Here is a 24,992-nt window from a genome sequence, read left to right as displayed (position 1 = left end):
GGTGGACACCGCGCGACTGCTGCCGCTGGTGGTGGCGGCGCCGCTGTTCGGCGCGGCGGTGCTGGTGGCCACCGGACGGCGGCTGCCCCGGCTCGCCTCCGACGTTCTGGGCTGCGCCTTCGCGACCGCCGCCACCGTACTGGCGCTCCTGGTGCTGTTCCGGGCCGGTCATCCCGGGCCGGAGGCGTATCCGGTGGAGTGGGTGGGCGGCTGGCGGCCGGTGGGCGGCAGCGGGGTGGGCATCGTCCTGGTCGGCGATCCGCTGGGCGCCGGGCTCGCGGCGCTGGCCTCGCTGCTCGTCGTCGCCGTCCTCGTCTACTCCTGGCGCTACTTCGAGGAGCCGCCGCGCCGCCACACCGGCTCCTTCCCCGCGCTGATCCTGGTGTTCCAGGCGGGCATGTGCGGTTTCGCGCTGACCGGCGATCTGTTCAACGCCTTCGTCTTCTTCGAGCTGATGGGCGTGGTCGCCTACACACTGACCGGCTTCCGGGTCGAGGAGCCCAAACCGCTGCAGGGCGCGCTGGCCTTCGGGGTGGTGAACTCCCTCGGCGCCTACGTCACCTTGCTGGGCATCACGCTGCTGTACGCGCGCACCGGGGAGCTGGGGTTCGCCCACATTGGGCGGACGCTGGACGCGGGCGAGCCGGATGGGCTGGTGCTCGCCGCGTTCGTCCTGGTGACGACGGGGCTGCTGGTGAAGGCGGCCGCCGTCCCGTTCCACTTCTGGCTGCCCGACGCGCATGCGGTCGCCCCGACGCCCGTGTGCATGCTGCTGTCCGGGGTGATGGTGGAGCTGGGGGTCTACGGGGTCGCCCGGGTCTACTGGACGGTCTTCGCCGGGCCCGGCGGTCTCGCCCACCCCGACTTCACCCGCGCCCTGCTGGTGCTGGGCGTCCTCACCGCGCTGTTGGGCGCGGTGATGTGCTGGCAGCAGCGCCACCTCAAACGGCTGCTGGCGTTCTCGACCGTGTCCCACACCGGGCTGTTCCTGATCGGCGTCGCCGTGCTGACCCCCGAGGGGATCTCGGGCACGGCGCTGTACGTGCTCGGCCACGCGGGAGTGAAGGCGGCCCTCTTCGCCTGCGCCGGGGTGCTGCTGGACCGGTACGCGTCGGTGGACGAGCACGAGTTGTTCGGCCGGGCCCGGGAGCTGCCGGAGGTCGGGGCCCTGTTCGCGGTGGCCGGTCTGGCGCTGTGCGGGCTGCCGCCGTTCGGCTCCGGGCTCGGCAAGGCCGTCGCCGAGGAGGCCGCGGGGCACACCGTCGCATGGCTGCCCGCACTCTACGTCCTGGTGTCGGCGGTGACCGGGGGCGCGGTGCTGCGCGCCGGGCTGCGGATCTTCGCCGGAGTGGGACGGCGGCCCCGGAACGGGCAGGAGAGCGGTCCGGAGACCACCGGCGAGGAGGAGCCCGAGACCGGCCGCCGCCTCGGGCGCATCCCGGTGCCGCTGCTGGCGGTGCCCGCCGCGCTGCTGGCCGGGTCGCTGGCGGTCGGGGTGGTCCCGGCCGTCGCGTCCGCGGTGGACCGGGCCGGGGCGCTGTTCACCGACACCGGCGGCTACCGGCGGTCGGTGCTCGACGGACGCGCCGCGGCCGTCCCGGCGTCCGTGCCACCGCACTGGCAGGCGACCGGGATCGTGCTCGGGCTGCTCTCCACGGCCCTCGCCATCACCCTGGCCACACTGGCGGTACGGCGGCCGGTCCGCACCGGGACGGCCGCGCTACTCGCGCCCGTACGGCGGCTGCAGTCCGGGCATATCGGCGACTACGTCGCCTGGCTGGTCGCCGGGACGGCGCTGCTCACGGTGCTGACCGTCCCGGGAGTCCGCTGAGACCGAGGCGCGCTCGGCCTCGTGGTCAGCGGTGGCGCAGTGCCGAGATCAGCTGACTCTTGGACATCTGCGATCTGCCCTCGATGCCCGCCTTCTGGGCCTCGCGGTACAGATCCTCCTTGGTCCGCATCTCCATGCTGCCCGACTTGGCGCTCCCTCGGGCCGCCATGCCGCGCGCTGTCGACTTCCCGCTCTTCGTGGTCGCTTTAGCCATGTTCCGCCTCCTTCCGCCTCAAGTGTCCGGTACGGGGCGGAAGGACGCCCGCGGAACTACTCCGAGCGCGACGGCGAAGGACCGGAGGCTCGGGCCCGAAGGGCCGTAAGCCCGGACCCGGCCGCGGCCCCGGGGCCGGGGCCGGGTCCGGGTCCGGGTCCGGGCTTACGGCTCCTTGCGGCCCAGCATCTTGTTGACCCGTGAACCCACGCCCCAGGACATGACCCGCCAGGCCGCCTCCGTGACGATGTCGCGGCTCATCTTGCTCTCGCCGCGCTCGCGTTCGATGAAGGTGACCGGCACCTCGATGACGTGGAAGCCCGCCTTGATGGCCCGCCAGGCCAGGTCGATCTGGAAGCAGTAGCCCTGGGAGGCGACCTCGTCCATGCCGATGCCCTCGAGCGTCTCCCTGCGGAACGCGCGATAGCCGGCCGTCATGTCGCGGATCGGCACATCGAGGAGGAGGCGGGAGTATGTGCTGCCGCCCCGGGAGATGAACTCGCGGGACTTGGGCCAGTTGACGATGCGGCCGCCGGGCACCCAGCGGGAACCGATCACCAGATCCGCGCCCTTGAGCGCGGTGAGCAGCCGGGGCAGCTCCTCGGGCTGGTGGGAGCCGTCGGCGTCCATCTCCACCAGCACGCCGTAGCCGTGCTCGATGCCCCAGCGGAACCCGGCCAGATAGGCGGCGCCGAGGCCCTCCTTGCCCTTGCGGTGCAGCACCTTGACACGGTCGTCCTCGGCGGCCAGCTCATCGGCGACCTTGCCGGTGCCGTCCGGGCTGTTGTCGTCCGCGACGAGGATGTGCGCGTCCGGAACCGACTCCAGGACCCGCTCGACGATCGGCTTGATGTTCTCCGCCTCGTTATAGGTGGGGATGATCACCAAGGTCGTTCCGAGCGGACCGTACTTCCGCCGGCCACCCTCGTCCTGCTGCGCGCGGCGCGGCTCCACGTCCGCGCCGTCGGTGAGCGGCTCGTCGCCTTCGATACGCGGCTCACCGGCTCCGGCCGGCGGCTCCGCGGCATCGGTACGCGGCGCCTCGGCCTTCGCGCCGGGCTCGTCGGCTCCGGTGCCCGGCGCCTCGGCCTGCGCGCTCGGCTCACCGGCTCCGGCCGGCGGCTCCGCGGCCTTCTCGCCCGGCTCGCCGGCCTCGCGTGCGTCGCTCACGGCGTCGGATTGGTCGCTTCTCCGCCCGTGAGACGCATCGTCACGGTCGTTGCTCCGGCGCGGCTCCTCGGCCTCGCGTGCGTCGCTCACGGCTACTGCCCCTTCTCGTCCGTACGTCCCCGACGGCCGATCGTGATCGCGGCCGCGCAGGACAGAACGCCCACCATAGCGAGCACCCACTCGGGGATCGCACCGACGCGGTCGGCCAGGGTCTTGCCGTCACGCAGCGGGATGCGCGCGGTGAGCACATCTTGCGTGAATTCTTTCGTCCGCTGCTCGATCGTGCCATCCGGGGAGACCACGGCGCTGATCCCGCTCGTGGCCGCGGTGATCACCGGCCGACCGTGTTCGATCGCCCTCAGCTTGGACATGACCAGCTGCTGCTCGGGCTGACCGCTGCGCCCGTAGGTGGCGTTGTTGGTCTGGACGACGATCGCCCGGGCCCCCGCGTTGACCGTGTCGCGGACGATCTCGTCGTAGGCGACCTCGAAGCAGATCACATCGCCGAGCCGGGCGGGGCCGACCTTGAGCACGCCGGTGTGATCGCCGGGGTAGAAGTCGCGGGGCACCCGCTGGAGCCGGGTGATGATCTTGCTGAGCTCCTGGCGGAACGGGACGTACTCACCGAAGGGCACCGGATGCTGCTTGGTGTACGAGGCGCCGGGGCCGCTCTTCGGGTCCCAGACGATGCCCTGGTTCTCCACATAGCCCTGTTTGGTCGGATGGTCCACCAGGGCGCCGACCAGCACCGGAACGCCGATCGCCTTCACGGCCTCGTCGATCCGGGCGTATGCCTCCCGATACTGGAAGGGATCGAGGTCGGAGGCGTTTTCCGGCCAAATGACGAGATCGGGCTTGGCGATCCGGCCGGCCTTGACGTCCTTCGCCAGGTTCAGGGTCGCCTTCACATGGTTGTCGAGGATCATCATGGGGCGGCCCAGGAAGTCCATACCGGGCTGCTGCACATTGCCCTGGACGACGGCGATGTCGACCGAGTCGGCGGCGGCCGTGGGGATGGGCACCGCGAATCCGGCCGCCGTCACGGCGGCGGCGACGGCCACGGCCCCGGCGGCGGGCAGGGCACCGCGCGGCGAGAGGCCCCCGGCGCGCTTCAGCCGCCACAGGACCAGCGCGGCGGAGGCGAGCGCCCCGCCCGTCACCGCGACACCGAAGGTGACCAGCGGGGCGCCGCCCAGCGCGGCGAGCGGGGTGTAGGGCGAGCCGGTGTTGGCGAAGGCCAGCCGACCCCAGGGGAAGCCGCCGAAGGGCACCCGGTCGCGGGCCCACTCCTCGGCGATCCACAGACAGGCCGTCCACAGCGGCCACAGGGCCGGTACCGGCAGCCGGGAGACCAGGGCCAGGCCGGTCCCCATCAGCGCGAGGAAGGCCGCCTGGATGATCGACAGGCCGATCACCGCGTCCCAGCCCACCACGCTGAGCCACTTCAGCAGCAGGAGGAAGAACGGCACCCCGAAGGCGAAGCCCGTCCAGGCGCCCTGGCGGGCGGTCCGGCCGTGGGTGAGCAGGGCCAGGGCGGCGACGGCCACCAGGGACAGCGGCCACACCCCGAACGGCGGGAAGGCGAGGCCGAGCGCGAGCCCGCTGACCGCCGCGAGCGCGCTGCGCCGCGCCTCGCGGCGGGCGAGCAGGCCCAGACGGCGCAGCCGGCCGGGCCGCCGCTCCCCGGTGGACGGCTCGGACGCGGTCGCGTCCGCGGCCGCCGCGGGCCCGCTCTCGCCGCCCGCACCGCCCTCACCGGGGGTCTCGCCGCCCTCGACGGCGCCGCCGGTGGGCGGCGTGACGGCGGAGCCGGTCCGCCGGCCCGGACGGTCTGCGTCCGGCCCGGTGGGGGCGGTTTCGGCGGTGGTGTCGGAACCCGATGGCACGGTGCGGCCTTCCTACAGGTCGTGCTGTGGTGAAGTGACCGTATAACGCGGGCGCCCAGAAGTTGTCCCGAGGTGCGGATTGTGACCTCGGGCTATGAGAACGCTTCGGCCATGGCGGGGGTTCCTCGCCCGGCGGCGGCCCCGCCCCCGCGTCGGGGGGCGGTCCGCCGGTGTGCGCGTGCGGAGTGGGGGCCCGACGCCCTTCGGGCCGACCTGGGACCCGCTGGCTGCGGATCGACCGAGAGCCGTTGTCTACTGAGCGTCCGGGCCCCTCCCGGGTCGCACCTGCCGACCCGGCGATCCCTCCCTCGCCCCCGTGCGCTGGACCTGGCTCCCAGTGGCGGCGCACCACGGCGGCGCGTCTCCCTCTGGCCCAGCGGCGTTCGACGACTGCGTGAAGATTCCCCGGTCGGGCGTCCAGTGGTGGACGAGGCCGAACCTACCGGCCACCGACCGCACCCTGTCAACAGCCACATGACCTGCGCCGTTTCCTCAAATGACCAGGTCAGTACGGACGATGTTCAGATGCCACGACAGGCCGCGGGCTCATCGTTCGGCGGTACGGGGCACCCGCGCGTCACTCGTCCGGCCGGAGGTGGACGGTGCGTCCGCCCACCACCGTGCGCAGGCAGACGGGCAGTTGACCGCCGGGGGTGAGGTCGGGCAGGCCGGGAGTGCCGGAGCGGGGGTCGGTCGACCATCCGGCGACCCGCGTGTCGGGCACCTGCACGACGAGTTCACCGGTGCGCCAGATCGCGTAGTCGGCGGGCGCGCCGGGCACCAGGACGCCGGCGTCGTCCCGCCCGATGGCCCGCCAGCCGCCACGGGTGTGGGCGGTGAAGGCGGCGCGGACGGAGATCCGGTGCTCCGGGGTGCGGTGGAAGGCGGCGGCGCGCACGGTGCCCCAGGGGTCGAGCGGGGTGACGGGGCTGTCGGAGCCGAGCGCCAGGGGCACACCGGCGCGCAGCAGCGCCGCGTACGGGTTGAGGGTGCGGGCCCGCTCGGGGCCGAGCCGCTGGGCGTACATGCCGTCCTCGCCGCCCCACAGGGCGTCGAAGGCGGGCTGCACGGAGGCGGTGAGGCCGAGGTCGGCGAAGGCCGCGATGGTCTCGGGGGTGAGCATTTCGGCGTGTTCGACGCGGTGGCGGGCGGCGCGGACGCGGGCGAGCCCGGCCTTGTCGGCGGCGGCCCGTACGCCCTCGACGACGGCCGTGACGGCGGCGTCGCCGATGGCGTGGAATCCGGCCTGGATCCCGGCCTCGGTGCAGGCGATGACGTGGGCGGCGATGGCCGCCGCGTCCAGATAGGCGGTGCCACTGTGCGGCGTGTCGGCGTACGGCTGGTGGAGACACGCCGTGTGCGAGCCGAGCGCCCCGTCGGCGAAGAGGTCGCCCGCCGCGCCGATGGCGCCGAGTTCGCGCACCTTGTCCAGGTCGGCGGCGCTGCTCGCGGCCTCGGCCCAGTAGCCGTGGACCCGCGGTCCCGGCTCCCCGGCGGCCAGCTTCAGCAGCCCGGTGAGGTCGTCCTCGGAGGAGATGTCGGGCCCGGCGCATTCGTGGAGGGAGCCGATGCCGAGCGAGGCGGCGCGGGCGAGGGCGGCCCGCTGGGCGTCGGTGCGCTGCCGCTCGGTGACGGCCACGTGGGCGGCGGCCCGGACGGCGTGGTGGGCGGCGCCGGTCAGGGGGGCGTCGGCGTGGTGGCCGGCCAGGCCGGACACGCCGGGGACGCGGTCCAGGAGGGCGGTGGTGACGACGGCGGAGTGCACATCGATGCGGGTGAGATAGAGGGGGCGGCCGCCGGTCGCCTCGTCGAGTTCGGCCCGCGACGGCGGCCGTCCCTCGGGCCAGCGGGCGGCATCCCAGCCGTGGCCGAGCAGCACCCGGTCGGCGGGGTGGGCGGCGGCGAAGGCGCGCACCCGCTCCAGCGCGTCGGCGAGCGTACGGGCGCCGGTGAGATCGAGTCCGGTGAGGGCGAGCCCGGTCGCGGTCGTGTGCACATGCGCATCGGTGAACGCCGGGGTGACCAGTGCCCCGTCCAGCTGGATGATCTCGTCCACACCGTCCGCGAAGCTGTCCGCGGCCCCTTCGGAGCCGACCCAGGCGATGGTGCCTCGCTCGACGACCATCGCGGTCGCGAACGGATCGGCGGGGCTGTGGACCTCACCTCCGCGCAGCAGGACGGTATGGCCTTCGGGGGCCTGGGCGAGGGTCGGGTCGTTCACGGCGGGCTGCCTCGGGGGTATCAGATGTGGGGATCGGAAGGGGCCCGGCAAGAGGGGCCGGGCGTTTCAGACGCGCGGCGGGCGCGCCTCGTAGGGCGTGGAGAGGACCACGGTGGTGCGGGTGGAGACCCCGGCCAGCGAGCGGATCCGGCTGAGCAGGTGCTCCAGCTCCAGCGGGGTGGCCACGCGCACCTTGAGGATGTAGTTCTCATCGCCCGCGACGCTGTGGCACGCCTCGATCTCGGGCACCTCGGCGAGCCGCTCGGAGATGTCGTCGGGCGCGCTGGGGTCGAAGGGTTTGACCGAGATGAACGCGGTGAGGGGGAGCCCGACGGCCTCGGGGTCCACGACGGCGGCATAGCCGCGGATCACGCCCCGCTGTTCGAGACGGCGAACCCGCTGGTGCACGGCCGATGTGGACAGGCCAGTGGCCTTGCCCAGGTCCGTGTAGCTCATCCGGCCGTCCTTGACGAGCAGCTCCACGATCTGTCTGTCCAACTCCTCCACAGCCGATCACCTTATGTGGTCGGGAGGGGTCCGGCACAACGGGTGGGCACAGCGGACACGGACGCCCGTACGCCGCACCCGCACCGGGCATGTGACGAACACCACATCTCCTCATGGGTGTCCTATGAGTTCCCGCGATTACCTATGCGGCCGCGAGGGAAATGCTTGCTGTGGTCGAGGCCGACGCGCCCGACCAGCCCACCCGAGGGGGAAACACATGCCTCATCTCGAGCGCCTCGACGCAGGCGACATCGATACCGACGAGCACAACGACACCTATGAGATGTTCCGGGTGATCTGCCCGGACTGCGCGCGCCCCATCGCGCTCCTCGCCGACGAGGACGTTCTTCCCGAGCACGCGCTGTGCTCCTCCCCGTGGGACCCGTTCGGGCTCACGGTCTGCGCCGGCACCGGCCGCCGGGCGGCCGACGCCGCCCCCGCCGACGCGTCACTGGAGGCGCGGGAGCGGGATGCCGCGCTGCTGCTGACGCTTCCGGCCGGCCTGGACTGGCGGACGCAGCCGTTCTCGCACCTCGGCGGCCCCGGCTCGCAGCCGGTCCGCTTCCCGGTGACGCGGCGGTAGGCGAACGGCGGGGGCGCATACCGCGCCCCCCACCGAAACACCCGGCTCAGCCGGTCTCAGGTCCCGCGAGAGCGCGGGCGATGACCACCCGCTGGATCTGGTTGGTGCCCTCCACGATCTGCAGGACCTTCGCCTCTCGCATATAGCGCTCGACCGGGAAGTCCACCGTGTAGCCGTATCCGCCGAGCAGTTGGACGGCGTCGGTGGTGATCCGCATCGCGGCGTCCGTACAGAACAGCTTGGCCATCGCCGCCTGCTTGGAGAACGGCCGCCCCGCGTCCCGCAGCCGTGCCGCCGACAGGTACAGGGCGCGCCCGGCCTCGATCTGGGTGGCCATGTCGGCGAGCATGAAGCGCAGCCCCTGGAAGTCGGCTATCGGCCGGCCGAACTGCCGCCGCTGCGCGGTGTACGCGAGCGCCTCGTCCAGCGCTGCCTGGGCGACACCGACGGCGCAGGCCGCGATGCCAAGACGGCCCGCGTCGAGGGCGGACAGGGCGATCGCGAACCCCTGACCCTCCTCGCCGATGCGCCGGGCGTCGGGAACCCGCACCCCGTCGAGATGGATCTGGGCCGTCGGTGAACCGGCCATGCCCATCTTGTGCTCGGGTGCGGCCGCCGAGAGCCCCGGGGTGTCGGCCGGGACGAGGAAGGCGCTGATGCCCCGGGTGCGCTCGGGGCCGGTGCGGGCGAGCACGGTGTAGAAGTCGGCGATACCGCCGTGGGTGATCCACGCCTTGGTGCCCTGAAGCGTCCAGGTGTCCCCGTCGCGGGTGGCCCGGGTGGTGAGCCCGGCCGCGTCGGAGCCGGAGGAGGGCTCGGAGAGGCAGTACGCGCCGAGCAGACCGCCGCCCAGCATCGCGGGGAGGTGCTCGGCCAGCTGCTCCTTGCTGCCGTAGCGGGCGAGGGCGTGGCAGGCCAGGGTGTGGACGCTGACACCGAGGCCGACGGTCAGCCGGGCCGCCGCGAGCTCCTCCAGAACCTGCAGATAGACCTCGTACGGCTGGTCGCCGCCGCCGAACTCCTCGGGCTGGACCAGCCCCAGCAGTCCGGACTCGGACAGCAGGGTGAACAGCTCGCGGGGGAAGTGCCCGGCGGCCTCCTCCTCGGCGGCCCGGGGTTTGATCTCCCGTTCGATCAGCTCGCGGACGAGCGAAATCAGGTCGCGGGCCTCCTCGGTGGGCAGCTCGCGTTCCACCGGCTGCGGGCCGTGGTCGGTCATGGCGGCGCTCTCCTCTCCCCTGTTCAGGCGCTGCGGCGACGTGCGCCGGGGTGTGGCGGCGCCGCCGGTGGTGCTGCCGCCGGCCGGCCCGCCCGTTCGGATCGCGAGGGGTGGTGACCGGTACCGCGGCGGTTGGAGTATGCCCGATCCCGGGCGTTCCGCCACCGGTTGCCCGATCTTCGACCAACTTCGCACACGTAACGCCCACCACCTTCTTACGCGCATTCCCGCCAACGGCGCACCCGCGGAGCAAATTGGCCCAGACCATTGACCCCACTGGTCTAGTCCTTCTACCTTTTCCCCACCCTGTCCTGCGCGTTCATGTCAAGCTATGGGCAGGTCGTCGGGCAGTTCACTCTCCCCTCACCCCCCACCGAGGAGATTCCATGCTCAGACCAGGCAGACTGTCGGCCGCGCTCGCGGCCCTCTGTACGGCGGTCCTGACCGCCACTCTGCTCGCGGGCTCGGCCACGGCCGGTGAACCCCAAAGCGCCGGCATGGCCAAGGCCACGCCCAAGGCCGCGCCGAAGGCCGCCGAAGCCCCCGCCACGAAGGCCGCCGGTGACAAGGTCGTCGGCTACTTCACCGAATGGGGCATCTACCAGCGCAACTACCACGTCAAGAACGTCGAGACCTCGGGCTCGGCCGCCAAGCTCACCCACATCAACTACGCCTTCGGCAATGTCACCGGCGGCAAGTGCGCCATCGGCGACTCCTACGCCGACTACGACAAGGCGTACGACGCGGCGAGCAGCGTCGACGGCAAGGCCGACACCTGGGACGCGGGCGCCCTGCGCGGCAACTTCAACCAGCTGCGCAAGCTCAAGAAGCTCCACCCCGGCCTGAAGGTGCTGTGGTCCTTCGGCGGCTGGACCTGGTCCTCCGGGTTCGCCGAGGCCGCCAAGAACCCCGCGGCCTTCGCCCAGTCCTGCTACGACCTGGTCGAGGACCCGCGCTGGGCGGATGTCTTCGACGGCATCGACATCGACTGGGAGTACCCCAACGCCTGCGGGCTCACCTGTGACACCAGTGGTAAGGACGCCTTCAAGAACCTGATGGCCGCGATGCGCGCCAAGTTCGGTTCGTCCAATCTGGTGACCGCGGCGATCACGGCCGACGCCTCCTCCGGCGGCAAGATCGAGGCCGCCGACTACGCGGGCGCCGCGCGTTACGTCGACTGGTACAACCCGATGACGTACGACTTCTTCGGCGCATGGGCCGCACAGGGCCCCACCGCCCCGCACTCCCCGCTCAACTCCTACAACGGCATTCCCCAGCAGGGCTTCAACACCGACGCCGCCATCAGCAAGCTCAAGGGCGCCGGCATCCCCGCCTCGAAGCTCCTGCTGGGCATCGGCTTCTACGGACGCGGCTGGAGCGGCGTCACCCAGGACGCCCCCGGCGGCACGGCGACCGGCGCCGCGCCCGGCACCTACGAGGCGGGCATCGAGGACTACAAGGTGCTCAAGAACTCCTGCCCGGCGACCGGCACGGTCGCGGGGACGGCCTACGCGCACTGCGGCAACCAGTGGTGGAGCTATGACACCCCCGCCACCATCGCCGGCAAGATGAACTACAAGCAGCAGCAGGGCCTGGGCGGCACCTTCTTCTGGGAGCTCAGTGGCGACACCACGAACGGTGAGCTGATCAAGTCCATCAGCTGACCCTCGTACGAACCCCCCTGATGGCGCGGGCGGGGAGCCTTCACCGGCTCCCCGCCCGCGTTGTCGTGTGCGGCGGGCCCGACCGGCGACCGACCCGGGCCCGACCAGTGGTCGACCGGTCCTCCAGCGTTCAAGCGGCGCGCGAGGGAGCGCGGGAAGCGTAGAGGGAGGTCCCGGCAACGCCGCACGCCCGGTGTGAACGCACTCCATCGGTGCCCTACCTGAACACGGCTTGTTCCGACTGCTACGGGGCATCCGCCCCACAAGGAAATCTGAGCGCACGGGTGGCCCGCACCGCCTCGTGCGCATGAACCAAAGGAACGATCATGAGCTCCGAGCAGTGCCCGAGCTGTGGTGGCCAACTCGCCGTGAACCAGGACGGGTGGAAGATCTGCCACTCCTGCGGCTATGCCTCCCCGCCCGGGGCCGTGCCCGCCCCGTCGCTGCCCGCCCAAAGCTGACGGCCGACTCCCCTGCGCCGCCCGCCCCTTAGTACCGTCTCCTCGTATCCCTGAAGCACCCAATCCCCGAAACCCTGGGACCCTGGACCTCTGAACATTCCGCCCCCCGTACCGCTGAGCGAGGCACCATGGTCAATCCCTGGCTGGCGATGGCGTCCGGCACCGACCCCGCCGAGCGCACCCGTGCCGTGCGCCGCGCCCATGAGGCGTTTCTGACCGAGGGGGCACTCAGCTCGGCCGTGCGGCCGGTGGTGGCGGAGTCCTGGCGGCGCTCGGCCGACGCGCGGGTCGCCCAGGAGCGCAACGCGCCGATCGACCTGGCGGACGACGCGCTGGACACCTATCGCGCGGACCATCCGCTGGCCCGGGTGATGCCGCTGTTCCGCGAGCTGCTGGGCACCATCGCCCACGACGGCGCCCATCTGCTCGCGGTCTGCGACGAACAGGGCCGGCTGCTGTGGGTGGAGGGGCACGCGGGCGTACGGAACCAGGCCGAGCGGATGAACTTCGTGGCCGGGGCCCGCTGGGACGAGAGCCATGCGGGCACCAACGCGCCCGGGACGGCGCTCACCGTCGACCACGCGGTGCAGATCTTCGCCACCGAGCATTTCAACCGCAGTGTGCAGCCGTGGACCTGCGCCGCCGCCCCCGTCCACGATCCGCACACCGGACGCCTGCTGGGCGCGGTGGACATCACCGGCGGGGACCATCTGGCCGCCCCGCACAGCCTGGCCCTGGTCCAGGCGACGGCCCGCGCCGCCGAGGCCCAGCTGGGCGCCGGGGAGCCGCGGGCGCGCGGACCGCGGATCTCCCTGACCGCGCTGGGCCGGGACGAGGCGCTGCTGGTCGTCGACGGACGGCGGCTGCGGCTCGGGCGGCGGCACAGCGAGATCATGGTGCTGCTGGCGGGTCATCCGGAGGGGCTGTCCGGCGACCGGCTGACGCTGGAGCTGTACGGGCCCCGGGCCGACGATCGCTCCCCGGTGACGCTGCGGGCCGAGCTGTCGCGGCTGCGCCGCCTGGTGGGCCCGCTGCTGGGCTCGCGTCCGTACCGGCTCTGCGCGCCCGTGAGCACCGATCTGGCCGACGCCGCCGAGGCGTTGGCCTCCGGCGACGCTCATACGGCGCTGCGGGCGTATACGGGGCCGCTGCTGCCGCTGTCGGAGGCGCCGGGGGTGTGCCGGATGCGGCGGGTGCTGGAGGACGGGCTGCGGCGCGCCGTGCTCTCCCACGGCGATCCGGAGCTGCTGCGGCGCTGGGCGCAGACACCGTGGGGCGAGGACGATCTGGAGGTCGCGGAGGCGCTGCTGACCGCGCTTCCGGCCCATGCGCCGGGCCGGGCCGTTCCGGCGGCGCGAGTACGGCGGCTGCGGGAGCTGTACGGGCTGGCGGGCGTGGTCCAGCACGGAAGCGGCGCCCGCAACGGAGGCGGCCCTGGCCCCGAAGACGGCGCTGAACGGCAAGGGAGCGGCCACCGGGACGCAACGTCCCCGCAACGTGGCCGCGGCTAGCCTCCCCGTCGGCTCCGCCCGTGTCGGCGCGGGCGGGGCCGGGACGCACACGCACGACGCGTCCGACAACGGGACACCATCACGCGTACACCCCGGGAGGCCGCCCCATGACGCGTTTCGCAAACCCCGGCTCCGAGGGCTCGGTCGTCAGCTACCAGCCGCGCTATGACCACTGGATCGGCGGCGAGTACGTCCCGCCGGCCCGGGGCCGCTATTTCGAGAACCCGACCCCCGTGAACGGGCAGCCGTTCACCGAGATCGCCCGGGGCACCGCCGAGGACGTCGAGCGGGCCCTGGACGCCGCCCACGCGGCCGCGCCCGCCTGGGGCCGCACGGCACCCGCCGAGCGCTCCTCGGTGCTGCTGAAGATCGCCGACCGGATGGAACAGAATCTGGAGGCGCTCGCTGTCGCGGAGAGCTGGGAGAACGGCAAGCCGGTGCGGGAGACGCTGGCCGCCGATATCCCGCTGGCCATCGACCACTTCCGCTATTTCGCGGGGGTGATCCGGGCTCAGGAGGGCAGCCTCTCCGAGCTCGACCACGACACGGTCGCGTACCACTTCCACGAGCCGCTGGGCGTGGTCGCCCAGATCATCCCGTGGAACTTCCCCATCCTGATGGCCACGTGGAAGCTGGCCCCGGCGCTGGCCGCGGGCAACGCGGTGGTGCTGAAGCCCGCCGAGCAGACGCCCGCCTCGATCCACCTGTGGATGAGCCTGGTGGCCGATCTGCTGCCCCCGGGGGTGGTCAACATCGTCAACGGCTTCGGCGTGGAGGCCGGAAAGCCGCTGGCGTCCAACTCCCGGGTGGCCAAGGTCGCCTTCACCGGGGAGACCACCACCGGCCGGCTGATCATGCAGTACGCGAGCGAGAACCTGATCCCGGTCACCCTGGAACTCGGCGGCAAGAGCCCGAACGTCTTCTTCGACGATGTCTCGGCCGCCGACGACGACTTCCTGGACAAGGCGCTGGAAGGGTTCACCATGTTCGCCCTGAACCAGGGCGAGGTGTGCACCTGTCCCTCGCGGGCCCTGGTCCAAGGCGGCCACTACCAGGCGTTCATGGACGCGGCCGTGGCCCGTACGGAGAAGGTGGCGCAGGGCCATCCGCTGGACACCGACACCATGATCGGCGCCCAGGCGTCCAACGACCAGCTCGAGAAGATCCTGTCGTATCTGGACATCGGCCGCCAGGAGGGCGCCCGCGTCCTCACCGGCGGCAGCCGCGCCGAACTCGGCGGCGAGCTGGAGGGCGGCTACTACGTCCAGCCCACGATCTTCGAGGGCGGCAACCATATGCGGGTCTTCCAGGAGGAGATCTTCGGGCCGGTGGTCGCGGTGGCGCGGTTCACCGACTTCGAGGACGCGATCGGCATCGCCAACGACACGCTCTACGGGCTGGGCGCGGGGGTGTGGACCCGCGACGGCACCACCGCGTACCGCGCCGGGCGCGCCATCCAGGCGGGCCGGGTGTGGACCAACTGCTACCACGCCTACCCGGCGCATGCCGCCTTCGGCGGCTACAAGCAGTCCGGGATCGGCCGCGAGACTCACAAGATGATGCTGGATCACTACCAGCAGACGAAGAACCTGCTGGTGTCGTACTCGCCGAAAAAGCTCGGCTTCTTCTGAGCACCGCAACAGGGCGCCTGACCAGGGAAGATGCCCATCAGGCGCCCTGTCGGCGCACGATGTGGACCGCGAGTCGAAACACGGCCTCAGTCCCGGTTCCTCCCACGGGTATCCCAGCTCTGACCAGCTGTTCCGGGGCATTTCCGGGTCAAGACCCTGCTAAGAGGTTGTTTCAGGTGGCGACGAGCCGGAGGCGTGAGGAGCCGAGGCGCGATAAGTGTCACAGGGGCACACCTGTTGTCAGCTTGCGTCGGAGCGTGGCTCAGCGTGCTGGTGGCAGGGGTGGCCGCCGCCCCTGCGCCGCTTCCCGGTGAGGCGTCACAGGTCCGGGAGGGGCGCGGAACTTCAGTTCTCGAGCGCCGCCTTGCGCAGGGATCGCTCCGCGATCCGGGCAGCCGCTGACGCGGGCAGCAGGCGACCGAAGACGAAAGCCTGGAGAATGTTGAGGCGGCCGTCGACGACCGCCGGGCCCCGGCCGCGCAAGGCGGGCGCCGTCCCGTGCGACCAGGACCAGGCGCATACCCTGCCCGGCCAACCGCTCGGTGATCGCGGCCCCGATGCCTGTCGCGGCGCCGGTCACGACCGCGGTTCGCCGCCTCGTCTCTTCTTTTCTCTTCGAGCGAGCCGTCCGGAGCGCGGAGCAGGAGGCTCCCGTCACCTGGTGGAGCCCCACCAGGTGACGGGAGCCCTGGCGCGATCAGGCTCGATAGGCCACCAGCGCCATCATCCCGGCCTCACCGTGGTAGGCGTTGTGGCAGTGCAGCATCCACTGGCCGGGGTTGTCGGCGTCGAAGACCACGGACAGCTTCTTCTTCGGCAGCACGATCGCGGTGTCCTTGCGGGGCCCGGAACTGCCGAGTTGGTAGGTGTGGCCGTGCAGATGCATCGGGTGCCACATGCCCGTGCGGTTGACGAAGTCCAGCCGGACCCGTTGCCCTTCCTCGACCATGAGCGGGGCGGCCGTCGGGTCGCTCATGTCGAACGCCTTGCCGTTGATGGCCCAGTCGTACTTCGTCATGCCGCCGGTCAGCTCCACGCGGAGCGCCCGGTCCGCCTTCTTCGGCGACAACCCGACGTCGTCCGCCGCACGGAGCTTCGGGGCCGTCACGATCGTGCCGTCCAGTTCCTTGGGGCGGACGGTGGCTTTCGGTGCCCGGCCCGAACCGGTACGGACCAGGGCCAGACCGGTGGCGTTCTTCCCCTCGGCGAGTGCGACGAGCGGGAAGACGCCATCCGCGAGCGTGACCAGCACGTCGTAGCGCTCGCCCATGCCGATCAGCAGGGCATCGGTCCGCTGGTGCTCGACGGGGAAGCCGTCGGTATGGGTGATGGTCATCCTGTGGCCACCGAGCGCGACCCGGTAGGCGGTGTCGCCACCGGCGTTGATGATCCGTAGCCGGACCCGCCTGCCGGGCTTGCCGGTGTAGACATCCGGGTCGGCCGGGACACGGCCGTTGATCAGGTGGTACGCGTACTTCACGTCGCCCGCGTCACCGCCGAGCAGTTCGCTGTCGGCGCCCATCAGCATGAACTTCATCGACATGCCGTCGCCGGAAGAAGACGGTGAGGCGCTCGCCCCGCCCTCGTCTCCGCCCATGTCCATGCCGCCCATACCAGTCATATCGTGGCCACCCATGTCCATCCCGCCCATGCCGTGCCGCAGCTCGGCGAAGACCTCGTCGGGTGTGCCGGTGACACCGTCGACCCAGTCGTCCAGGACGACCACCCACTCGTCGTCGTAGGACAGCGGTTCCTTCGGATCCTCGACGATCAGCGGCGCGTACAGCCCGCGGTCGAGCTGGACCCCGACGTGCGGGTGGAAGAAGTAGGTGCCGGGGGTGTCGGCGATGAAACGGTAGGTGAAGGTGGATCCGGCCCGTACCGCGGTCTGCGTGGCGGGGGGAACGCCGTCCATGTCATTGCGCAGGGCGAGACCGTGCCAATGGATGGACGTGGCCGTCTTGTGCGGCAGTTGATTGGAGAGTTCGGCGGCCACGGTGTCACCGGCCGACACCCGCAGCTCCTTGCCAGGGGCCTGCCCGCCGAAGGCCCAGCTCTTGGCCATGACGCCGCCGCCGAGCTCCAGCATGGCGGGCGCGGCGGTCAGGGTCAGCTTGTGCACCTTGCCGGTGCTGGCGCGCTTCTTCTCCGCGGCGGCCACGGCCGGGTCGGACGGCTTGACCAGGGCGGTGGTGCGGTCGGCGTCGCCGCTGGAGCCGCCGCAGGCGGCGAGCGCGCCCCCGCCCGCGGCGCCGAGCCCGGCCAGCAGGACAGAGCGGCGGTTGATGCTGTTCATGATGACGGTGTTCCTCTTCTCGATATGCCGTGTGTTCGGTCGCACGCGGGCACGGCTGATCGCATACGCGGACGCGAAGATGCCGTGGGGGCGGCCTACAGAAGCAATCGAGAGAGCACGGACAGGTCGGGCGGCGCCCGGCTCACCGTGCCGGGAACGGGGCGACCGGCCGGGATGGCGTGCACATCGCCCTCACGGCCGACCCAGGGCTCGCTCGGCGGCAGGTGTGTGACGACATCGATACCGGCAGCCGAGCAGTGCTGTACGCCCATGCCGGAACAGGGTCCATCGTCACCGAGCGCGACCGGGGCGGAAGCCCGTGCGGTGTCGTCATGCCCACCCTGGTGCGCCGCCATCCCCCCGTGGCCCGACATCGCCGCCGGGGGCGCGTGGACCCTATGCGCCATCCCGCTCATGTCGGTGGCACGCACCGAGGGCGAGACGGCCGCATTGGTCTCGTGGTGGAGGAGCACGGCGAACGCGGCGAACAGTGCGAGGACCGCGCCCCACGCCCGGCGTCCGGCGCCACCACGGGCACGGTCCCGTCCGGCCCCGGCTGTGGTCATGGCTCCCGTCCCTGCTCTCGGTGGGCGACTCCGCCAATATACCCGGTGGGGGTAAGAATGTACGCTCTACTAAACTACTACGTACTCAGGGACTCAGGGACTCAGGGACTCAGTAGCCGATGCCGCACGACGAACCGGGGCCGCACCCAGGCGACACGGGAAGGCAACGATGGAGACTCCGAGCTGGTCCGTAGCGGCGGTCGTCGCGCTGGTGGCCGGGGTTTCCTCTAGGCAGCGAGACCGCGGCAGAGTCTCCAAGGCGATCTTCGCGACCCGCGGCGAACCGCGAGGCCCGCCTCCGTCGGATCCGGAGGCGGGCCCGCGCCTGCCGTTCCCCACCGACCAGCTACGCGTCACCGTCCTCTACGACGAGCCGCGGGCGGTGGATCGCCGTCCGCGCGCCGGGGCGTGCGGTCGCCTTACGGCGTGTAGACGGCGTCGCTGCCGTACAGTTCCCTGGTGAACGCGGAGACATCGGCGCTGCGATTGGCGCCGTCGAGGTTGTACGTCAGATAGACGCCGTACCCCTCGCTGACGGTGCGGCGGGCGAGGTCGGCGGCCGTGCTCTGCGAGGTCCGGCCGATCTCGACAGCCGCCGGCGACAGCTTCGACTTGGGCAGTGCCAGGCCGGGCACCTGCCAGGAGCCGTAGTACGGGTTCCAGGCGTAGTCGAACTTGGACGAGATGTTGACGCCACCGTAGGACAGGCGCGACGCGGCCGGGCCGATGTTGTAGAGGCTGATGATCTTGTCCGGCATGTTCGCCCGCAACGCCGTCACCAGGTGCACGAACGAGCTGTCGTTGGGCTGGCCCGTGCCGTTGTTGCCGTAATCGGCGTACTCGTCGTCGAAGTCGATGCCGTCGAGGCCGTACTTGGCCACGGTGTCCGACAGTTGTTTCGCGAACGCCGAAGCCGCCTGCTGGGAGGGGAAGTTGGCGAAGCCCGCTCCCTCATGGTTGCCGAGCACCGAGAGGACGACCTTGATGCCCTTTTGCTGCAACGGCCGTATCTCGGTCGCGGCGTTGTCGAGGACGCGCTGCACGTTCTCGTTGAAGTGCAGATACGCCGCCTTCGTGCCGGTGTCGTAGTTGATGTTCGCCGCGAAGATCACGGCGACGTCGAAGACGTTGCCGCCGCCGCCCGCGAGGGTGTACTTGCCGACGTTCCGCATGCTGTTGTTGTTCACCTCGACGTACGCCACCGAGGTCGGCCCCTGTTTCGCGGGAGCGGGAGCGGGGGCCGCCGCCGCGCTGGTCGTGGCGGTCGCGGCGGTCCCGGCTAAGGCGAGGGCCGCGACCGCTGTGAGCGCGAACGCGGCCGTCCGTATTCTGCTCCGTACCAGACTGAACATCGTTGACCGGTCTCCCCTCGCATGGGTCGGCGCCCGACCTGTTCGGAAGCGCCGAGTGAGCCCCCCAAGTCTTCCGCCCCCGTCACCGAATCCCGGGAATCGCGCGTGGATTCTTCACGACTCCCACGCACCGCCCACCACGGGCGACTCCGCGAGCACCGCGCACTCCTGGCCGCGCCGAGGGACTTCGTCATTGACAGGCTCGGCTAAACACATTAGCTTTTAGCTAACTTAGTTAGCCAGAGCTGAGGGGTGTCATGACCGAGTACCTTGCCGTCGACGGCGGCACGATCGCTTATGAGGTGGCGGGTTCCGGCCCGCTGATCGTTCTCGCCCACGGCATGGGCGACAGCCGCGCCGCCTACCGTGCCGTGATCCCGCCGCTGGTGGCGGCGGGCCATCGGGTCGCCGCGGTCGATCTGCGCGGCTGCGGCGAGTCCAGCGCCGGCTGGCCGGCCTGGAGCCGCACCGCCATCGCCGGCGACCTGCTGGCCGTGATCCGCCACCTGGGCGGCCCGGCCCTGCTCGTCGGCCACTCGATCTCCGGCGGCGCCGCCACCATCGCCGCGGCGCGGGAGCCTTCGCTGGTCACCGCGGTGGTCGAGTTGGCGCCGTTCACCCGCAAGCAGTCGATCCGCCTCGGCGACCTGCGGGTCAAGCGCTTCCGGCAGGGCATGCTGCGGCTGCTCGGCACGGGCGTGTTGGGCAGTGTGCCGCTCTGGCGCTCGTACCTCGACGTGGCCTCCCCCGGCGTGAAGCCGGCCGACTGGGCCGAGCGGCTCGGCCGCATCGACTCCCTGCTGCGCGAGCCGGGCCGGATGAAGGCCCTGCAGGGCATGGGCCGCAGCGCCCCGACCGACGCCGACGCGCAGCTCGGCAACGTCCGCTGCCCGGTCCTGGTCGTGATGGGCACACTCGACCCCGACTGGGCCGACCCGCACGCCGAGGGCTCGGCGATCGTCGATGCCCTGCCGTCCGGCCTCGGCCGCCTTGAGATGATCGAGGGCGCCGGGCACTACCCGCACGACCAGTTCCCCGACCAGGTGGTTTCGCTGATGCTCGCCTTCTTCCGCTCGGACGCCGCTCATGCCTAGGGCCGGACTGGACCCGACGGCCGTGGTCGCGGCCGGTGCCGCCCTCGCCGACGAGGTGGGCCTCGCCCAGCTGACGATGGGTCTGCTGGCCGAGCGGGTGGGCGTGCGCACCCCCTCCCTGTACAAGCATGTGGCCGGCCAGGAGGACCTCAACCGGCGGATCGCGGCCCTGGCGTTGAGCGAGGCCGCGGACGCCGTCGGCGGCGCGGTCCAGGGGTACGCGGGCCGCGACGCCCTGGCGGCCGCGGCGCGCGCCTTCCGCGCCTTCGTCCTGGAGCACCCCGGCCGGTACGCCGCGACGGTCGGGCTGGAACCCTCCGGCCCGGACGACCCGCTGGCCATCGCGAGTCAGCGGCTGCTCGACGCGTTCACGGCGGTCCTGCGCGGCTACGACATCGCGGAGTCCGACGTGCACCACGCCCTGCGCACGCTCCGCAGTTTCTGCCACGGCTTCGCCACGTTGCAGGCGGCGGGCGGCTTCCAGTGGAGCACCGACATCGACGAGAGCTTCGAGTGGCTGATCGCCTTCGCCGACCGGGGCCTGCGCGCCAGGTGAGGGCGCTGCCGGGGTGGAGGGCCGCCGTCAGGCAGTGGACTGGCCGAGGGCCACCATCAGGATCAGCAGCACGACCAGTGCCCCCAGCCCGATGCCGGCCACGCGGGCGCCACCTCGAGGGTGGAACATCCCCATGATCGTCCCCAGCGTCGCCAACGGCACCGCGTACCGCGTGATGGCTATCAGGGCATCGCCGAAACGCCGCGGGCCCCGGACACCGTCCGGGCAGGAATCGCAGGCGATGGCGAAGAGGGGCCCCACCAGCCCCACGAAGACTCCGAGGAGCAGCACTCCCACCGCGAGGACGACCAGCCCTGCCCAGCCGACAGCGGTGCGCCGACGAGGGACGCCACAGCGGTCCGGTCCGGCCGCACCCTCACAAGCCGCACCATCAGCAGCGGTTTTGGTGTTCTCCATGCGAGGGACGCTACGGAACCGGCCAACCCGCCGGTATCCGCTGCCGTACTCATATCCCCGGGTGGCCGGTGGACCGGCGATCGCGCTCGCGGTGGGCCGTCCGATCCGACGTCATGGCGACGCCGCTACATGAAGCACACCATCCGGTAGGTGGACCACCGCGCCGCGGCCTCGTCCGCGGGCATCGGCCGTACCCGGTCCAGGAGGCGCCCCTCGCCGTCCAGTCCGTAGGCGGCCAGGCCAGGCTCCTCGGCGTACACCCGCACCCCGGCGTCCAGCAGCCGCAGCACGTCGCCGCGCGGATCGGTGAGCGTTTCGATCACTCGGTTGCCGAGCCGCAGCGGTGGCACATGGGCGTCGCGCGCCGCGTACGTCACGGCCTGGCCGCGCAGCAGGATGTCGATCCCGCCGAGCTGGCGGTGCAGTTCGAGCGCCAGGTACAGGGCGTCCGCGAACTGCTTCTCCACGGCGCCGCGGTAGGCGCGCTCCACGATGGCCAGCACCTGGGGCCGCTGCGGTGCGGCCGAGGGCAGGTCGGGACGGTCGTGCATCTCACATCACCCCGACCATCAGCGTCTTGCCGGTCGCGGCGCTGTTCGCGGCGAACGTGGAGGGCCGGCGCAGCACGACCTCGGGCACATGGTCGTGGACGCCCCGGTCCTCGCTGCAGAACTGGCAGCCGTACCAGTAGAGCTGGTCGGGGAAGGCCGCGAGCATGTCCTGGACGAGCGTGGCGGTCGTCGGATAGGAGGTGGTCCAGGAGGCGATGTTGCGCTGCTTGGCCGCGCCGAGCGCCTGCCGGGTGAGATGGGTGGCGTGGCCGCAGGTCCACACCTGCACCCGGCCACCGCGCTCCAGCATCGCCTGGACCAGCCGCAGCACGCTGGTGGTCTGGTCGGACTCATGCGGTGCGCCCATGAGGATCACCATGACGTCGGTGTACGGAACGGGACGGCCCATCAGTGCCACACCACTTTCACCGCCGGGTTGAGTACCGCCTCGGCCACCGCGCCCATATCGGTGCGGTGGGCCGCGGGCAGGAGTCCGGCGTTCGCGAGGCCCCGCTGGGCGAGCGAGAAGTCGTCCACCCAGACCCGGCCGCCGGCCCCGATGAAGTCCTCCAGTTCCGGTGAACGGCCCGGGACGGCCAGGGCCACGGCGTCCTGAATGAGGAACAGCACCACCGGATGGCCGAGCCGTGCCTGGGTCACCGCGTCCCGCGGGAATCCCACCCCGCCCGGCACGGCCGCCGCCTGACTCTCGATCAGCAGGAACCCTTCACGCACTGTGGTCATCGATTGCGCTCCCCCTCAAGTCGAGAATGCGGCAGACCGTGATGGTGGATCTTCCGCAGCCGCCCGCGGGGCACGGAAACCGCCCGATGAATTCCCGGGCAATACCCCGATGAAAAGCCGCCGACGACCGGTCCCCGAGCATGACGAACATACGGGGAGGTCTGCGAGCTTCTCACATTTATCCGTGCCGGCCCCGAAAGTGCAACCCCCGGGCAAGAAGTTGGCAGCCGGCGCCAGCGGGAATCCGAGGTGGCACAACCTCTGATTGCTGGCCGATACACACACCGGAATCAAGAATTACGCATGATCCGGAACTCCGGATTACGCGATTCCCTTGGCGGTCAGGAGGCGAATCCATCCGGCCCCGCCCCCTCATCCGGACGCCCCCTCCGATCATACCGAAATCCCTGTTCACGCCTGCCGTGCAGTACCCCGCACGGTCGGCGGAATTCTTCATTTCGCCTCTACGGAATCATCCGTTACGCAATTGATTATTCGATGCGGGGTGTCCAGGAGTTGTCCCGCTGCCCAGGATGAGGCTCAGCCGGACGGCGCACTGATCCCAACCGTGGAATTGCTGATTCTGCCGCCGCTGTCCACCGCGTGTGGCCGGCGGACATCGATACCCGAGAGGCCCTGTGGTGGAGACCATCCGTGTCGAAGAACTGAGCAAGTCCTATGCGAAGACCCAGGCGCTGTCCGAGGTCGGATTCACGGCTCGGGCCGGGAGCGTTCTGGGGCTGCTGGGCCCGAATGGATCCGGCAAGACCACCACGGTGCGCATTCTGTCCACCCTGATCCGCGCGGACAGCGGGCGGGCCTGGATCGACGGACAGGACGTCATGGCGCAGCCGCACCTGGTGCGGGCGGCGATCGGTCTGACGGGCCAGTACGCGGCGGTGGACGACGAGTTGTCGGGGCAGCACAACCTGGAGCTGATCGGCAGGCTGCTGGGCCTGTCCCGGGGGGCGGCGCGCGGCCGGGCCACCGAGTTGATCGAGCGGTTCCGGCTGGAGGACGCCGCGGGCCGGCTGACGAAGACGTACTCCGGTGGCATGCGGCGCCGACTGGACGTGGCGGCGAGCCTCGTCGGGCGGCCTCGGGTGCTGTTCCTGGACGAGCCGACGACCGGGCTGGACCCGCGCAGCCGCACCGAGGTCTGGACGCTGGTGCGCGAGCTGGTGGCGGACGGCGTGACGGTCCTGCTCACCACGCAGTACCTGGAGGAGGCGGACCACCTGGCGAACGATCTGGTGGTACTCGACCAGGGGCGCGTGGTGGCCACCGGCACCCCCACCGAACTCAAGGCCCGGGTCGGCGGCCTCGCCCTGCAGATGCGGGTGGCGGATCCGGCCCAGGGCGCGCAGGCCGCCGCGTACGTCGCCGAGGCGACGGGGGTGGAGCCGGCCGTCGACGCGGACACCGGCCTGATCGACGCCGCCGTCGCGGATGTGACGGCGCTGCGGCGGGTGGCAGCGCGGCTGGAGGCGGAGGGGATCGGCTTCGTCGAGCTGGGGCTGCGTCAGGCCACCCTCGATGAGGTGTTCTTCGCGCTGACCGGCCGTACCGCCCAGCCCGCCGACCCCGTCCAGGAACCCGATCCGGCACCGGTCACGGCCGGGCCCGCCGAAAGGAAACCGCGATGAGCAGCGCCCCGCACGGCACCCCGGCCCAGCTCCCCGTCGACCCGGGCCGCGGGGCCCTGGTCAGCCATACGCTGATCCTCGCCGGACGCCATCTGACCAAGTTGCGCGCCTCGCCGCAGATCGTGGTGTTCAGCGTGTTGCAGCCGCTCATCATGATGCTGCTCTTCATGGTGCTGTTCGCCGGGGCGGTGTCCGGGAGCCAGTCGGCCTATCTGCAGTTCCTGCTGCCGGGGATGCTCGCGCAGAACGCGGCGTTCATGGTCACCACCGTGGGCCAGGCCATCAACAGCGATATCGACAAGGGGATCTTCGACCGGTTCCGGAGCCTGCCCATCGCCCGGCCCGCACCCCTCATCGCGCACATCCTCGGGGACCTGCCGCGCCAGGCCGCCACCACGCTGACGCTGCTCGCCTTCGGCTTCTGCATCGGCTTCCGCGTCCACACCGACCCGCTCTCGGCGGTGCTGGCCGTGGCGTTGGTGCTGTTGGTGTCGTTCGCGTTCTCCTGGATCGCCCTGACGATAGGGCTGATCGCGGACAAGCCCGAGTCGGTCAACATGCTCGTGATGATCCTGCTGTTCCCGATGGCGTTCGGCAGCAACACGATGGTCGCGACCGACACCCTTCCCGGATGGCTCCAAGCCTGGGCGAAGGTCAATCCGGTGACACATCTGACCGATGCCGTACGGGCCCTGCTCACCGGGCCGGCCTCGGATTCCGGTTCGGCTCTCGGCAGCACGCTGCTGGCCTCCGCGGTGATCCTCGCCCTCTTCGTACCGCTGGCCATCCGCGCCTTCACCCGCCGCCTGTAACCGGCCGTTCCACACCATTTCGTTCTTCCGGATCAGCCAGGTCCGAGTCACTGCAGAAGG

The 24,992-nt window shown here is 71.3% G+C and carries 23 protein-coding genes and 1 pseudogene; 10 read left to right on the top strand and 14 right to left on the bottom strand.

The features are described from left to right. The first annotated feature begins 1 nt into the window (after nucleotide 1). A complete protein-coding gene (locus AS97_RS37790; RefSeq protein WP_210566466.1) occupies nucleotides 2-1,831 on the top strand; it encodes a complex I subunit 5 family protein in 1,830 nt (609 codons plus the stop codon). Between the two features lie 25 nt (nucleotides 1,832-1,856). On the opposite strand, the gene AS97_RS37785 is transcribed toward AS97_RS37790, so the two are convergent. The 5 genes from AS97_RS37785 to AS97_RS37765 all read right to left on the bottom strand — a co-directional run bounded on the left by AS97_RS37785 (nucleotide 1,857) and on the right by AS97_RS37765 (nucleotide 7,829). Next, entirely contained in the window at nucleotides 1,857-2,045 is a 189-nt protein-coding gene (locus AS97_RS37785; protein ID WP_059146576.1) for a Rho termination factor N-terminal domain-containing protein, read from the bottom strand. A 165-nt stretch (nucleotides 2,046-2,210) separates the two neighbouring features. Continuing rightward, nucleotides 2,211-2,999 (bottom strand): polyprenol monophosphomannose synthase, encoded by a 789-nt coding sequence (locus tag AS97_RS37780; protein WP_059146600.1) that lies wholly within the window; start codon nucleotides 2,997-2,999, stop codon nucleotides 2,211-2,213. Nucleotides 3,000-3,307: 308 nt separating this feature from the next. Next, the gene (gene lnt / locus AS97_RS37775) at nucleotides 3,308-5,101 is read right to left on the bottom strand and encodes an apolipoprotein N-acyltransferase (protein ID WP_210566465.1); all 1,794 of its coding nucleotides are present in this window, start codon (nucleotides 5,099-5,101) and stop codon (nucleotides 3,308-3,310) included. Between the two features lie 577 nt (nucleotides 5,102-5,678). Beyond that, entirely contained in the window at nucleotides 5,679-7,322 is a 1,644-nt protein-coding gene (locus AS97_RS37770) for an amidohydrolase (RefSeq protein ID WP_210566464.1), read from the bottom strand. 66 nt (nucleotides 7,323-7,388) lie between these two features. Then, nucleotides 7,389-7,829 (bottom strand): Lrp/AsnC family transcriptional regulator, encoded by a 441-nt coding sequence (locus AS97_RS37765; protein ID WP_020866923.1) that lies wholly within the window; start codon nucleotides 7,827-7,829, stop codon nucleotides 7,389-7,391. A gap of 217 nt (nucleotides 7,830-8,046) precedes the next feature. On the opposite strand from AS97_RS37765, the gene AS97_RS37760 reads away from it, so the two are divergent. After that, nucleotides 8,047-8,412 carry a hypothetical protein gene (locus tag AS97_RS37760; RefSeq protein WP_059146579.1) on the top strand — a complete coding sequence of 122 codons (366 nt, stop codon included), beginning with the start codon at nucleotides 8,047-8,049 and terminating at the stop codon, nucleotides 8,410-8,412. A gap of 46 nt (nucleotides 8,413-8,458) precedes the next feature. On the opposite strand, the gene AS97_RS37755 is transcribed toward AS97_RS37760, so the two are convergent. Beyond that, nucleotides 8,459-9,631 (bottom strand): acyl-CoA dehydrogenase family protein, encoded by a 1,173-nt coding sequence (locus AS97_RS37755; RefSeq protein WP_059146580.1) that lies wholly within the window; start codon nucleotides 9,629-9,631, stop codon nucleotides 8,459-8,461. A 386-nt stretch (nucleotides 9,632-10,017) separates the two neighbouring features. On the opposite strand from AS97_RS37755, the gene AS97_RS37750 reads away from it, so the two are divergent. From AS97_RS37750 to AS97_RS37740, 4 genes are all read left to right on the top strand, one after another. Continuing rightward, nucleotides 10,018-11,295: a glycoside hydrolase family 18 protein gene (locus AS97_RS37750; RefSeq protein WP_059146581.1), complete on the top strand. Its 1,278-nt coding sequence runs from the start codon at nucleotides 10,018-10,020 to the stop codon at nucleotides 11,293-11,295. Between the two features lie 326 nt (nucleotides 11,296-11,621). After that, on the top strand, nucleotides 11,622-11,756 hold the full coding sequence (locus AS97_RS48730) for a hypothetical protein (RefSeq protein WP_260613529.1): 135 nt from the start codon (nucleotides 11,622-11,624) through the stop codon (nucleotides 11,754-11,756). Between the two features lie 128 nt (nucleotides 11,757-11,884). Continuing rightward, nucleotides 11,885-13,267, top strand: coding sequence for a GAF domain-containing protein (locus AS97_RS37745; RefSeq protein ID WP_125756232.1), 1,383 nt, complete (start codon nucleotides 11,885-11,887; stop codon nucleotides 13,265-13,267). 107 nt (nucleotides 13,268-13,374) lie between these two features. Then, nucleotides 13,375-14,898 (top strand): aldehyde dehydrogenase family protein, encoded by a 1,524-nt coding sequence (locus AS97_RS37740; protein ID WP_059146583.1) that lies wholly within the window; start codon nucleotides 13,375-13,377, stop codon nucleotides 14,896-14,898. 478 nt (nucleotides 14,899-15,376) lie between these two features. Here AS97_RS37740 and AS97_RS47895 read toward each other — a convergent pair. From AS97_RS47895 to AS97_RS37720, 4 genes and pseudogenes are all read right to left on the bottom strand, one after another. Next, nucleotides 15,377-15,478, bottom strand: a pseudogene (locus tag AS97_RS47895) (short-chain dehydrogenase); the annotation flags it as partial. Between the two features lie 117 nt (nucleotides 15,479-15,595). Further along, entirely contained in the window at nucleotides 15,596-17,194 is a 1,599-nt protein-coding gene (locus tag AS97_RS37730) for a multicopper oxidase family protein (RefSeq protein ID WP_125756233.1), read from the bottom strand. Between the two features lie 95 nt (nucleotides 17,195-17,289). Next, a complete protein-coding gene (locus AS97_RS37725; RefSeq protein WP_210566463.1) occupies nucleotides 17,290-17,760 on the bottom strand; it encodes a hypothetical protein in 471 nt (156 codons plus the stop codon). 419 nt (nucleotides 17,761-18,179) lie between these two features. Next, on the bottom strand, nucleotides 18,180-19,112 hold the full coding sequence (locus AS97_RS37720; protein ID WP_059146586.1) for an endo-beta-N-acetylglucosaminidase H: 933 nt from the start codon (nucleotides 19,110-19,112) through the stop codon (nucleotides 18,180-18,182). Nucleotides 19,113-19,369: 257 nt separating this feature from the next. Here AS97_RS37720 and AS97_RS37715 point away from each other — a divergent pair, with 257 nt between their 5' ends. Both AS97_RS37715 and AS97_RS37710 read left to right on the top strand, forming a co-directional pair. Further along, nucleotides 19,370-20,206 (top strand): alpha/beta hydrolase, encoded by an 837-nt coding sequence (locus AS97_RS37715; protein WP_210566462.1) that lies wholly within the window; start codon nucleotides 19,370-19,372, stop codon nucleotides 20,204-20,206. 22 nt (nucleotides 20,207-20,228) lie between these two features. Then, complete coding sequence (locus tag AS97_RS37710; RefSeq protein WP_125756260.1) at nucleotides 20,229-20,762, top strand: TetR/AcrR family transcriptional regulator; 534 nt, start codon at nucleotides 20,229-20,231, stop codon at nucleotides 20,760-20,762. A gap of 27 nt (nucleotides 20,763-20,789) precedes the next feature. Here the strand turns inward: AS97_RS37710 and AS97_RS37705 are convergent, their stop codons facing one another. From AS97_RS37705 to AS97_RS37690, 4 genes are all read right to left on the bottom strand, one after another. After that, the gene (locus AS97_RS37705; RefSeq protein WP_125756241.1) at nucleotides 20,790-21,179 is read right to left on the bottom strand and encodes a hypothetical protein; all 390 of its coding nucleotides are present in this window, start codon (nucleotides 21,177-21,179) and stop codon (nucleotides 20,790-20,792) included. A gap of 125 nt (nucleotides 21,180-21,304) precedes the next feature. Next, nucleotides 21,305-21,730, bottom strand: coding sequence for a hypothetical protein (locus AS97_RS37700; RefSeq protein WP_093466294.1), 426 nt, complete (start codon nucleotides 21,728-21,730; stop codon nucleotides 21,305-21,307). A gap of 1 nt (nucleotide 21,731) precedes the next feature. Continuing rightward, complete coding sequence (locus AS97_RS37695) at nucleotides 21,732-22,139, bottom strand: hypothetical protein (RefSeq protein WP_014056328.1); 408 nt, start codon at nucleotides 22,137-22,139, stop codon at nucleotides 21,732-21,734. Continuing rightward, on the bottom strand, nucleotides 22,139-22,474 hold the full coding sequence (locus AS97_RS37690) for a DsrE family protein (protein WP_059146591.1): 336 nt from the start codon (nucleotides 22,472-22,474) through the stop codon (nucleotides 22,139-22,141). The genes AS97_RS37695 and AS97_RS37690 overlap by 1 nt, the downstream gene beginning before the upstream one ends. A gap of 641 nt (nucleotides 22,475-23,115) precedes the next feature. On the opposite strand from AS97_RS37690, the gene AS97_RS37685 reads away from it, so the two are divergent. Further along, nucleotides 23,116-24,120, top strand: coding sequence for an ATP-binding cassette domain-containing protein (locus AS97_RS37685; RefSeq protein WP_210566461.1), 1,005 nt, complete (start codon nucleotides 23,116-23,118; stop codon nucleotides 24,118-24,120). After that, nucleotides 24,117-24,932, top strand: coding sequence for an ABC transporter permease (locus tag AS97_RS37680; protein WP_125756247.1), 816 nt, complete (start codon nucleotides 24,117-24,119; stop codon nucleotides 24,930-24,932). Before AS97_RS37685 ends, AS97_RS37680 begins: the two co-directional genes overlap by 4 nt. Nucleotides 24,933-24,992: the final 60 nt, after the last annotated feature.

It is taken from the genome of Streptomyces sp. AgN23 (assembly GCF_001598115.1).
GTDB lineage: Bacteria > Actinomycetota > Actinomycetes > Streptomycetales > Streptomycetaceae > Streptomyces > Streptomyces antimycoticus.
Note: the sequence above shows the minus strand (reverse complement) of the source record. Positions and strands in the feature narration are given on the sequence as shown.

Excerpts from the sequence above, each read along its gene's own strand:
- AS97_RS37785 (WP_059146576.1), bottom strand. The coding sequence starts at position 2,045 with ATGGCTAAAGCGACCACGAAGAGCGGGAAGTCGACAGCGCGCGGCATG.
- AS97_RS37760 (WP_059146579.1), top strand. The coding sequence starts at position 8,047 with ATGCCTCATCTCGAGCGCCTCGACGCAGGCGACATCGATACCGACGAG.
- AS97_RS37755 (WP_059146580.1), bottom strand. The coding sequence starts at position 9,631 with ATGACCGACCACGGCCCGCAGCCGGTGGAACGCGAGCTGCCCACCGAG.
- AS97_RS37750 (WP_059146581.1), top strand. The coding sequence starts at position 10,018 with ATGCTCAGACCAGGCAGACTGTCGGCCGCGCTCGCGGCCCTCTGTACG.
- AS97_RS48730 (WP_260613529.1), top strand. The coding sequence starts at position 11,622 with ATGAGCTCCGAGCAGTGCCCGAGCTGTGGTGGCCAACTCGCCGTGAAC.
- AS97_RS37745 (WP_125756232.1), top strand. The coding sequence starts at position 11,885 with ATGGTCAATCCCTGGCTGGCGATGGCGTCCGGCACCGACCCCGCCGAG.
- AS97_RS37740 (WP_059146583.1), top strand. The coding sequence starts at position 13,375 with ATGACGCGTTTCGCAAACCCCGGCTCCGAGGGCTCGGTCGTCAGCTAC.
- AS97_RS37730 (WP_125756233.1), bottom strand. The coding sequence starts at position 17,194 with ATGAACAGCATCAACCGCCGCTCTGTCCTGCTGGCCGGGCTCGGCGCC.
- AS97_RS37725 (WP_210566463.1), bottom strand. The coding sequence starts at position 17,760 with ATGACCACAGCCGGGGCCGGACGGGACCGTGCCCGTGGTGGCGCCGGA.
- AS97_RS37720 (WP_059146586.1), bottom strand. The coding sequence starts at position 19,112 with ATGTTCAGTCTGGTACGGAGCAGAATACGGACGGCCGCGTTCGCGCTC.
- AS97_RS37715 (WP_210566462.1), top strand. The coding sequence starts at position 19,370 with ATGACCGAGTACCTTGCCGTCGACGGCGGCACGATCGCTTATGAGGTG.
- AS97_RS37705 (WP_125756241.1), bottom strand. The coding sequence starts at position 21,179 with ATGGAGAACACCAAAACCGCTGCTGATGGTGCGGCTTGTGAGGGTGCG.
- AS97_RS37700 (WP_093466294.1), bottom strand. The coding sequence starts at position 21,730 with ATGCACGACCGTCCCGACCTGCCCTCGGCCGCACCGCAGCGGCCCCAG.
- AS97_RS37695 (WP_014056328.1), bottom strand. The coding sequence starts at position 22,139 with ATGGGCCGTCCCGTTCCGTACACCGACGTCATGGTGATCCTCATGGGC.
- AS97_RS37690 (WP_059146591.1), bottom strand. The coding sequence starts at position 22,474 with ATGACCACAGTGCGTGAAGGGTTCCTGCTGATCGAGAGTCAGGCGGCG.
- AS97_RS37680 (WP_125756247.1), top strand. The coding sequence starts at position 24,117 with ATGAGCAGCGCCCCGCACGGCACCCCGGCCCAGCTCCCCGTCGACCCG.